The organism is uncultured Gimesia sp. (assembly GCF_963972345.1).
In the GTDB taxonomy this organism is placed as follows: Bacteria; Planctomycetota; Planctomycetia; order Planctomycetales; family Planctomycetaceae; genus Gimesia.
On record NZ_CAXAVM010000217.1, the window covers coordinates 1 to 11445 of the forward strand.

Sequence of the window (11445 nt, forward strand, 5' to 3'; positions counted from 1 at the left end):
TTTACCATGAATACCGACCAAATTGAAAGCAGTCTCCCATTAATGATGGATTAACACCATGAAATCACGCGCCACTCTGTTTTACCTTGCCGCCCTGTTCCTGTTGCAAACGCTTGTCTGCCCTGTCGCTGCCGAAGAAACCAAAACAATTGCCCCGCTGGAACTGCCGCGGGTTGAGGCTTCATTTGAGCCGCCGTATTACAGCACAACCTACGAACAGCCAACCGAGCCCAAAGAGGGGCAGTTGCAGATCGGCGTGACTTATACGCTCTGGATTCCGGAAGGACTCAAGGAAGTGCGGGGCATGATTGTGCATCAGCATGGCTGTGGTTCGGGGTCGTGCACGGGCAGCGTGACGGCGGCCCATGATCTGCACTGGCAGGAACTGGCGCGAAAAAACGGTTGTGCCCTGCTCGGCCCCAGCTTTCATCAGGCCGAGAAACAGAACTGCCGCCTGTGGTGTGATCCGCGGAACGGCTCAAGCAAAGTGTTTGTCGAGTCACTGCAGAAGCTGGCAAAACTGTCGGGGCATCCTGAAGTCGCCACCGCGCCCTGGTGTCTGTGGGGGCATTCGGGAGGCGGGTTCTGGTCGAGCCTGATGCAGATGGAGTACCCGGAGCGGATTGTGGCGATCTGGTTTCAATCGGGAACAGCGTACGGCTACTGGACCAATGACGAAATTACGGCTCCCGAGATCCCCGAGGCGGCGATGCAGATTCCGATGGTGGCCAATCCGGGTCTGAAAGAAAAAGAAAACAAACGTTTCAGCCGCGCCTGGACGGGCAGCCTGGCAATGTTCAAAGACTACCGCTCCAAAGGAGCCCCGATCGCTTTTGCCCCCGACCCCCGCACGGGCCACGAAACCGGCGACTCACGCTACCTCGCGATCCCTTTCTTCAACGCCTGCCTGCAACAGCGTCTGCCTGACAAAGTGGGAGCCCCTTTGAAAGCCGTGGAGATCAGCAAAGGCTGGCTCTCACCCCTGCTCAGTGAAACCATGCCGGTTCCTTATGATCAGTTTGAAGGCGATAAAACGGAGGCAAACTGGCTGCCCGACAAAGCAGTCGCGCTGGCCTGGCTGGACTTCGTGAAGACCGGCGCAGTCAGTGACAAAACTCCGCCCCCTGCCCCCACCGATGTCAAAGTGGATGCTGCGACAGGCACGATTACCTGGAAAGCAGGAACCGACTTTGAAAGCGGCATCCAGGCCTTTCTGATCCAACGCGACGGCAAACAGATCGGTCAACTCCCCGAAAAACCGACCAACCGTTTCGGCCGTCCCCTGTTCCAGAACATGAGCTACGGCGATACCCCCGTGCTGCCACTGCAGAAGTTTGAATTCGTGGACAAAACTGCCAACCCGGGTCAGCAATACGACTATCAGGTCAAAGCGGTAAACACGGCCGGGCTGCAGTCGAAGTAGTCTTTTTCTACGACTAACAACACGAAAACACACGAAAAAAGAATAGTACGTTACAAAATACCCGTTATGTTCGACGAAAAAGAAGGCAGATCCAGTTTCAAGGCCATTTTTTCTTTCTAAGAATTGTTGTTCTATCTAAAAGGCAAAAATTTAGAAACTCAGCCATGTAAGGAACTGGGCATTTATCATATTTAAGTGATCGTGCTGTTCTGTGTGAGTTGTCGACACAAAAGTCTAAAAGATCGCGTAGTGATTTTACTAATTCAATGACATGTAGCACGGCATATTTAGCAGCTAAGTAATGATATTGTGGAAGTAAAACAGAATCTTGATGGGTCATTTGTGAGCCATCAAGATTTTCTCCAAGAACAAAACTAATATTTTGAGTTGCCTTTAAGATTTCTGTTGAACGCAGTTCTATCTTCTCAATTTGCCTCGCTGGTACGTCGAGACAAATTATCTTTTCGATTATCAAATTCCACTTGGCTAATGGCTCATCTGAGTACTGATCTTCTGTCAAACAATTTAGATTGTAATACCGGGATTTATTCGCAAAGTCTGCGAGATACTTCAGAATTTCTAATGAGATCTCGGAGGAATCTATGATACTCAAAGGGTTTGGCTGTGGCTCAGAAAAAGATTTTAGATATCTATATAATGCAATAAGATCGTGACTATGTTTTCGCAGCGTCCGATTTGAAGGAGTTTGCATTGAGTTTTTGGCCATATGATCAATGACTAGAATCACCTTCATAAGTCGCTCTAGTCCGATAGAGAGGTGAAAGAAGGAAGTATATAAATTCCCTTTATCGTGAACTCCCGCGGAACGTAATGCAGTCAAGCCATGTGTTAACGAAGAGTGAAATAGATAGCCTTCAAGCGTAAGCAGGGAGTAAGATTTTTCGACTATCATTTGGATTTACCTTTAATCCCCGGGTAATACAAATCGCAACAAGTGAAATAAAAAGTACCTAATATTTAAACAGAGACACATAGCAATATGTCTGGTTCACTCGATGTTTCAGATTCTTTAACGCCGCCTTTATAAAAGTAAATAATACAAATGTGTAACATCGTGAGTAAATTAGAAATAACGTGTTTTCAATTTCGTCTTACGATTTTCATTCTTACCAGTAGCGTATTTGCCAGTTCTAAGCCCCTTCTTATAAATGATAATAATATGCTTTTTTCATAATACCTTTTTTGAACACTTCCAATGCAATATGAAATACTTCTTCCTTTCCCGCAAATAAACCAGCTTTAAGAAATGGTTGTGCTAACTTTTCTTTAACATTCAACAACTCAAGATAATCTCCTTGTTGATAATCTTTCATTCTATAATAAATACGTATATACCTACCTGGAGGAAATGAGACGGCTTCCCTCTCAAGATCAAATTGACTACCACACCCCAGGTCAAGATTAATTAAAGAATACGTCATTTCGAAAATATCAAAGCAACGCTCATATTCTTGATCGTCAGAAATCATCGGAGCTAATACACTTCTACACTCTTTAAAAAGCCATTCACTAGCTGGAAAATAATCATTTTTGTGTTCTGGGATCCCCTTTATCCAGTCTTGAAATTCACACCAATCAATATTCAAGAGTAAATTTCGAGGCTGTCGACCAGAGTGAGAACTTTGAGGCCTTATCAGAATTGTAGTTAGCATATCAAAGTTTCTATTGGCAATAGCAGCAATTCCCATCGTGTAAAGAAGAACTAAAGAAGGGATCGCTCGAAGAGAAGGCATTATCTGTCTTCCATTCCAATTTGAGTTATCTTTCCCAGCCGGTTCATTACAAAGTCTTTGGACTACTTTCGAGAAAATATCTTGGTGTTGTGCTCGCCCCCAATAGGCTCCATAAACACAAATTGTCCTGAGCAACTCAAGACTAGACTGCAATTCTGAAATCGCTTTCTGATTTTCTTCTTCTGTATTGGCTCGTTTGAATAGCGAGTAAAGCACTAGTTGAATAGCAGAATAAGCCTTTTCTTTTTCTTCGTGAACCAGATCGTGAAGACGAATTATGTGTTTGTCATCGCTTAGCAAACGTTTGATTGTCGCAGCTGCAGAAGCAACTGAAAGAGGGTGCGGCTTCTGAAACTCTTCCAAGGAAATCACTTTTTCAGCGAGTTCATTAAAAAATGATTCTGCATCCTTGATTTGAATATATTCACCAGCTCTTGAATTGAGTAATTTCTGAGCTTTCTCTGATGGTTTTCCTCGACTCGCCCAATAACTGGTAAATCGGCGATTGCGACTACGCTCAAAAGCCTTGTAAAGCGCTGGGTCCCATTGAGCTGACCAACCACAAAATACAAATCCAAATTCATCAACGATTCGATCAAGCAGTTCATCAACACTCTTAGCGTATTCAGAGAGTTCACCAAATGTATTCTTAATGCGTGTATCCTTATAATCACCATGAACTTTGATGATCACACATTCCTGGTGGATTAGTGGCAATGACCCCATAATGGCATCTGGAGTACTCAAAACTGTAGGAGTTATCCCAACTTCTTCAATTGCCAGTTCGGTTAATCGATCAAAGTTTGTCGTGACGATGACACGAACAAATCCTCCTTCTACCAGATTCGCAATAGCTCGATGTGCAGAAGTTGGCTGTTTTAATCCTTGCTCGCGTTCTTCTTCATTCGGCTCAAAGTACGCTGATAAAAGCTTCTGCCGTTCTTCCGGGCTCTTGGCAAGTTCATCCAGTAATTCAGAGTAGTCTGGTTCTTTTTGATATTTCTCTTGATACCACTTAGCAGGATCAGAGCTGCAATCGACTCCCTGCATTTGAGCGATTTTCTTCACCAAATCACATACTACTTCCCACCCCGTTGGGATTTGCGCTGCTCGGGATACTCCTGATCCGAGCAAAAGAGCATATACCCCTTTATTCGTCTGCATTGAGAATGCCAGTGATAGAAGCGGGTCAATCATATTAAATTCGATCGTCAATTAATTAAGCTAATTTCTACATGTGAAACTCAGAGGATCATATTATTTGAATTCGATTCTACAGTTACAAACTAAACTGTCTACTTAAACTTCTTTTTGAATTAAATAACAACTCTCACTCATTAACATGCACTTCGGATTGTTCATCTGCGAATTCTTGACAATATCTGGTAGAATTCCTGCAGAACAGGCACATAGGTTCCGTCTTTTCTATTAATCCAAAGTGTTGTTCTGGCGATGTTCCAGCACTATCGGGCCGTGTTGAATGGGTGGGGAGGTTTGGTTCCGAATTGTACGTGGCTGCTGCGACCTCCTGCTCGCTGCGCTCGGCCCGAATTGCATTCGGGCTTACCCGTTCTTCGTTGTGGCTGGTTTTGTGTTTTTCGTGGTAGAAAAAGAAAGCTGCAATGTTTTATCTGCTTCCCTTGTCGTGCGAAACACAGTTGATACTCGCCAGGCGGGCGGACACATGGGTCCGCACCCTACATGGAAGGGGTTGGTATTGTTTCCCTGACTTGAATGCTTGCACTGACAGTTTCCTGTTGTCTGCGACAACCCCGAATTGCATTCGGGGCTACCCGGTTTTCGTCTTATTCCAAATGTGCATCAGGGGTTGCCCCTGTTTCGGTCTTTTATTCTCTGTAAGGAAAGGCAGGAGTCAAGAAGTGATGAAAACGTTTTTGTGGCGATGCGTGATGAAAGGGAACCGGTGCCTGAATGATGGCTGGTTAGTTCGTTGTGATAGTGGGATGAAGTGTGTCGATCCGCAGGCAGTTTTGCGTTGCTTTTTCTCAGATTGTGCTGAAACCAGCGGGTTTCGTAGTGCTGATTTTCGCAGTGATTCGCGTGGTTCACCGGAATTTTCAGGGGCCACGCGCGCGACGCACTTTATAGCATAAAGGATGCGGATCGGCGGGCAGCAGTCAAGTGCATTTTTTGCAGTGTGAGAAGAGAGTGGTGGGAGAGAATTGACAGCCCCGAGTCCGTCTGATTATTGTAAAATCCTGGAGCATCAGACTCTGTCTGAATGGATTTAATTTCCACAGGTCAGGCATCTTGAACTCAACCCAAAGGCATCAGATTCATCGAATAGTCACTATACAATCATCTCGTCTGATTAAAACATTTTCAGAAAATACCAGAGTGCAATTTTCCCGGTTAGAACCAGGAAGTTTCCTACGCTATGGAGCAGAAAGGGAAGAAGAATGGTTTCACTTTTAAGAAATGCCCATGCCAGAAAAAAACCTCCAAGCTGATTTTCCGGACTGGGATTTCCATAAAGAATGTGAAGAACTGCGAATAGAATTCCGCTGATGGCAATCGTTTTCCATTCGCCCATCAGTCTATTGAGTGAAACGCAGATTACAAGCCGATAGATTGCTTCTTCCAGGACCGGCGCAACAAAACACATATGCATGAAAGCGGAATTAAAGTCTTGGGGATGGATCAAGTGAAAGGGAACCTGGTGACCAGTCAGATACCAGAGCCCCCCTCCGAGACAGATACAAAAGCCGATTATAATCCCAATGATTAATGAAGTTCTCACCCAGACTTTCCAGCCCTGTATGGGCCGCGCCTGTAATCCGAGGGCTTTAAGATCCCCCTCAAACAGGTAGACGGTCAGCGCAAATGCGACCAACGCGAGAGAGAGGCGTGAACTCTCAGAATATCTGCCAGTGATAAAGAATATATCAAGGATGACAGTCACTGTAACGACTGCTAACGCACAATAAGGAACTGATTGCTGGTCTAGAGATCGACGTCCGATTGCTGAATACAAAATTTCTCCACGGATAGACGAACGCCTCTAGAGACGTTATCTAAATTTCATCATAACCAGGATTATTACGGAGACTTTCATGCCGATTCACCGGGATAGCGGTCCCAGCGGTAGGCCAGCTTTGAATTTTTCCAGAAGACTTTGTCGAGGGCCGACTGGCCTTTGTCCTGCAGGTAGTCGACCAGGATTTTCTGCAGCGTGACATAGTCGGCGGCCCGTTCGGAGACAGGCCAGTTGCTGCCAAATATCATGCGGTCGACGCCGATCTGGTTCCAGATCACATCCAGTGTCGGACGGTAATATTCGACGTCGTCAGGGACGGCATCGGGACGGTGACGGGCTGCTCCTTCGACGAGGGCCGAGATTTTAATGTAGACCTGTTTCTGATCGGCAAGGGCTTCCATGTACTCTTTCCAGCGCCGATCAATCTCATCCCCTTTGATGACGACATTGCCGATATGATCGACGACGATGCGGAGGTCGGGAACCTGCTCGGCTACCAGGCGCGCTCCATTGAGCGTAACGGGGCCGCCATTCAGGTCGACCTGCAATCCCTGGTCGGCCAGCAGTTTCAGGTCATCCATAAACTGTCGCTGTTTTAAACCGAGATCGAGCAGGTCGTAGTTAATGCGAATGCCTTTATAGAGGGGATTTTTCGAAAAGCGTTTGAGGTGTTTGCGAAAATCGGGTTCCCCCGGCGTGAGTCGGCCGACAAAGCCGATGATGACGGGATTGTCTTTCGCCTGATCGAGAATCCACTGATTGTCTTCGACCAGTTTACTGGCTTCCACGACAACCGTAGCATTCACGGGCTGGTACTTTTCCAGTTCGACAAAGTGTTTAGGTAAAACGGTGCGGTAGAGGGATGAACCTTTGCTCGGCCAGGGAACGCCCTGGGGGCGAGAGGGATCGTAAAAGTGAGTATGTGTGTCGACCACCCTGGCTGGCAGAAGTGGTTTGGGTTCAGCGGCTGCACTTCCACTGATGTTCAGCTGGGAAGCGAGCAAACCTGCGGAAGCGGTTTTAAGAAAGGTACGACGGTTGAGCTGTGACATGTCGAGAATCCTCTAAGCTGGTGAGTTCCATAGTGTTGATGTCGACTTCCTACAGGATATTCTCAGTCCGGAGCCAATTCTATCTATTTTGACAGAATCTTGCTGTATTCGGGGGGAAATTAAATCGCACTTCCCATCGCGGGCTCTTTTTGCTAATTTTCATGCACTGTGTATCTTTACTTAGTTTGTTTTGGGACGGTTGTTGCCAGGAACGGCGACTGACACATGCAACGGATTTGATTTTGTGAAACCCCCAGCTGATGATCATCGCTCAGATTTGAATCGCCGCGCCTGCAGAGGTCGCGTCTGAAACGAATGGGCGTGAAGAATCAACTGAAATCAGCGCCACGAATTCCCGTGAATCCGACTGGTATTCAGAGGAGATCCAGGATGACGCTGTCGAATATGATCTCTCGCTCAAGTTTGAAGATTACGCCCCCGCCTGGTTAATCAAGGCTAAAGCTCTGTTTGGACGGGCACCGGAATGGTCGATTTCTTCGACACTGGGCGCGCTTGCCATCATATTGACGATCATGCTGTTACTGGCGATGCCCACGGATGAACCAGTTGAGATTGAAGTCGCAGAGGAATTCACACCCGCTCCCCGGGAAGTGGAACAGGATGCACCAGAAGCCGACTACCTGATCGATTCACGCATTGCGGTGGAGATTCCTGTTGCAGTGGGATTTGTGCTGGCTGAAACCGATCCGCTGTATGTTTCCTTTGGAGAACTTCCACAGCATATCGCAGCCACACCGGCACGTGATGAATTCATGCTGCCACGTGAACGTCCCATTGTGCTGCCGGATCTGGAACTGCCCCCCGAACCTGCTGCCGCTGAACCGGAGCTGACGCTGGATGTCCAGCGCATCCGAATTATCGAGCGGGAAATGCGGGACCCGGGAATGGACGAACCGTTTCTCGTCGAAGCAGTGATCACTGCGGGTGACCTGGTGAGTCGACTGGAACCGGAAGACCGTTTTCTGTTTGATGAAAACTGGACGCTGGTCAACCTGGATCGAACCTTAGCCCAGTCACGGTCTGCCATTCGGCCTACCCTCTATCACGAGCGGATCACCGGTAACGAACACATGCAGGTCGGACAGGAGCAACCCTTCGAATCCGATTTTGGAAAGCCTGCTCGACCTGAGCCTGAGAATTCGGAAGAGCTGCATGTTGAAATCAGAAAAACAATTCCCCAACAGGGAACAGCTGCTGACACGCTGTCCTATTCGATCCTGGTAAAAAACCGGGGTACAAAAACCGCGTTTGACGTGGATGTAAACGAGACACTTTCCTCTGCCGCAAGCCTGGTCGATCTGACACCGCCGGCTGAAGTCAACCAGAACCAGTTAAGCTGGAAAATCGCACGGCTCGAGCCGAATGAAGAACGGGAACTGCAGGTCAAAGTTTACCTCGCAGAGGAAGGGAACGTGGAAACCAGTTCCCTGGTCAAGCTGGTTTCGCATGTCGCTACGACAACAGAGATTTCCGCTCCGTCACTGGAACTGAAGATCAAGGGACCTGATGTCGTCGCTGAAGGAGAGGTTTTTCCCCTGGAAATCCAGGTGAGCAATCGCGGTCGTCAGAACCAGGGTTCAGTGGATTTGAACCTGGATCTGCCCGAGGGACTGATTCACGAACAGGGTCGGCAGCTGTCTTTCCAACTCGACCAGCTCGCAGCGAACGAAACGCGGACCCTGCAGGCACGTGTCAGAGCGGTCAAAGCAGGCAAAGTGACCTCACAGGCCACCTTGTCCTCAGACAGCCTGGCTCTTGACGAAATGGTACTGGTTCAGAGTGTCATCCCCCGTCCGGTGACACCGAAACAGCCTGAAACGAAGGTGACTAAACCTTCGACACCGGCGGCGACAGTCACTCCTAACACACCCGCGGCTTCTGGACAAGCTTGTCCCTGCCAGGTTCCGGTCTACTATTACACGGTCCCTTATCTGCTGCCGTGATTGCTGAGGGAGTTGAAGTCTGCTCTCGAAATCGGTTAGCCTGTATTCAGTCGTTATTCTGAATTCATTCTGCTATCCGACGCTGAGGAGAGAACCCGATGAGAATTCACAGTCCTGCCCGCTTTCGATACTTCTGCCTGATCTGCTGTCTCACACTTTCTGTTTCTCTGCCGGAATCAGGGGCCGATCATCCAGAACGTAAACAGGGAGAGATGGCGGGCGAAGTGAATACGGATTCCGTGATCTTACAATCACGGCTTACCGCGGCGAAGCTGGATCCAGGTGGCGATCTGCCAGGCAGCGCAGGTGTGGGCCGCTTCGAGCTTTCGACTCACAAGGATTTCTCAGACTCCTTTTTTACAGACTGGCTGACGGCGGAAGCAGATACTGACTTCATGCTGAAAACCCTGGTGAAGAATCTCAAGCCGGACACCCGCTACTACTATCGTCTGCAATATGGCATAAATCAGGTATCGACTCAGAAGGGCCCCGTCAACACCTTCGAGACACTGCCTGCAGCAGAGCAGGTGAAGGAGATCAGCTTTGTGGTAGTGACGGGTATGAACTTCAATGCCTTTCATCATGGCCTGGGGAAACGCCCTGCTTATGCGGGCGAAGACAAAGACCTGGGTTACCCGGCTCTGTTGAGTATTCTGAAGCTGAAGCCGGACTTTTTTGTGGGGACGGGTGACAATGTGTATTACGATCATCCGGCTAAACCCGCCGCACAGACACCCGCTGAAATGCGAAAGAAGTGGCACGAGCAGTTTGTGCAGCCACGCTATGTTGATTTGTTTTCGAGCGTGCCTACTTACTGGGAAAAAGACGATCACGACTTTCGCTATAACGACTGTGATCTGACGGGAAAACGTGAACCGGGCAACGAACTGGGTCTGCGCATCTTTCGCGAGCAGGTCCCCATCGTGGATCCCCTCGACTCAGATCCTATTACATACAGAACCTATCGCATGGGGAAACTGCTGCAGGTCTGGTTCACCGAGAACCGGGATTACCGCAGCCCCAATCGTTCCCCCGATGGACCAGACAAAACGATCTGGGGAAAAAAGCAGCGTGAATGGCTCAAAGAAACTCTTAAAGAATCGGATGCGACTTTCAAAGTCCTGATCTCTCCCACGCCGATGATCGGCCCGGATGGCAAAGGAAAAAAAGACAATCACACCAACATCGGCGGGTTCCGTCAGGAACGAGATGACTTTTTCCAGTGGCTCGATCAGGAAGGTCTGAATCAGCGGGGCTTTTACCTGATCTGTGGCGATCGTCACTGGCAATATCACTCGATTCATCCACCCGGGATCGAAGAATTTTCCACCGGTGCGCTGGTGGATGCGAATTCCCGCCTGGGAGTGAATCCGGGAGACAAAAAGGGGACCGATCCGGATGGCGTTGTCAAACAGCCTTACACATCGCAGCCGGCATCAGGTGGCTTTCTGTACGTAAAAGTGAAACCCGAAGACCGGGGACAGGAAGCAGAATTACAGTTTCGGTTCTATGACGAGCAGGGGAAACTGCTGCATGAGGTCCAGAAACAACGCCCGATTGAGTAACAGGAGCCTGTTCTTCAGTCCGTTTCCCGATTATCGGCGAAGCGAATATTGCAAGTGCCACAAGTGGTTGGGTAGCATGGAGTAACGCTTACTGAAAGTTGCAGAGCAGCGCTCTGGCCTTACTGAGAGTTTGAAATGAGATTATCCCTAACCTGGTTACAGTCCCCCCTTTTTTTCATTCTGCTCCTGATTTTTAATACCACAAATCATCTGGAAGCCGCCGAAGAGAGTCTGGGAACAGTCAGCATCACGGCTGAGAAAACGCCACTCGAAAACGAGCCCGTGTGTGTGGAACTTCCAGAAACCGGATTGACAGCGGAGCAGGTTTATCTGGTTGAATCAGCCGACGCAGATAAGACCGCCATCCCTGCTCAGATCGAAAAACGAAAGCAGTCTGCAGATTTGCTCTGGTGGATTCCGCCTGGAGAAACACCCGCCGGTAAAACCCGCGTCTTTCAAATCAAAGCTGGCACTGCATCACCGCAGCAGAAGCTGACGATCAAAGATACGGACAAAGCCTATCAGTTCATGATCGGCGATCATCCGGTTTTGAGTTACAATTATAAACACATCAATCCGCCAGAGTCTCTGGATCCATTGTACGGACGGAGCGCTCACATCCACCCGATCTGGACGCCTGCTGGAAAGATTGTCTCGGATGAATTCCCCCCGGACCATGCCCATCAGAG

At 48.6% G+C, this 11445-nt stretch carries 8 protein-coding genes; 4 read left to right on the forward strand and 4 right to left on the reverse strand.

Annotated features, from left to right (window positions below; genetic code table 11):
* Positions 1–58: 58 nt before the first annotated feature.
* A complete protein-coding gene (locus tag AACZ40_RS24745; RefSeq protein ID WP_291179895.1) occupies positions 59–1423 on the forward strand; it encodes a PHB depolymerase family esterase in 1365 nt (454 codons plus the stop codon).
* A gap of 97 nt (positions 1424–1520) precedes the next feature.
* Here AACZ40_RS24745 and AACZ40_RS24750 read toward each other — a convergent pair whose 3' ends face one another.
* The 4 genes from AACZ40_RS24750 to AACZ40_RS24765 form a co-directional block, all read right to left on the reverse strand.
* Positions 1521–2336, reverse strand: a complete 816-nt coding sequence (locus AACZ40_RS24750) for a hypothetical protein (RefSeq protein WP_291179898.1) — start codon at positions 2334–2336, stop codon at positions 1521–1523.
* Between the two features lie 250 nt (positions 2337–2586).
* Positions 2587–4341: an SIR2 family protein gene (locus AACZ40_RS24755; protein ID WP_291179901.1), complete on the reverse strand. Its 1755-nt coding sequence runs from the start codon at positions 4339–4341 to the stop codon at positions 2587–2589.
* 1168 nt (positions 4342–5509) lie between these two features.
* Positions 5510–5938, reverse strand: coding sequence for a CPBP family intramembrane glutamic endopeptidase (locus AACZ40_RS24760; protein WP_291179904.1), 429 nt, complete (start codon positions 5936–5938; stop codon positions 5510–5512).
* 311 nt (positions 5939–6249) lie between these two features.
* Entirely contained in the window at positions 6250–7227 is a 978-nt protein-coding gene (locus AACZ40_RS24765) for an amidohydrolase family protein (protein WP_291179907.1), read from the reverse strand.
* Positions 7228–7760: 533 nt separating this feature from the next.
* Here AACZ40_RS24765 and AACZ40_RS24770 point away from each other — a divergent pair.
* From AACZ40_RS24770 to AACZ40_RS24780, 3 genes are all read left to right on the forward strand, one after another.
* A complete protein-coding gene (locus AACZ40_RS24770; RefSeq protein ID WP_339676231.1) occupies positions 7761–9191 on the forward strand; it encodes a hypothetical protein in 1431 nt (476 codons plus the stop codon).
* A 98-nt stretch (positions 9192–9289) separates the two neighbouring features.
* Entirely contained in the window at positions 9290–10756 is a 1467-nt protein-coding gene (locus tag AACZ40_RS24775) for an alkaline phosphatase D family protein (RefSeq protein WP_291179912.1), read from the forward strand.
* A 135-nt stretch (positions 10757–10891) separates the two neighbouring features.
* Positions 10892–11445, forward strand: a 554-nt coding sequence (locus AACZ40_RS24780; protein WP_339676233.1) for a DUF6807 family protein, incomplete at its 3' end; no start/stop codon positions are given.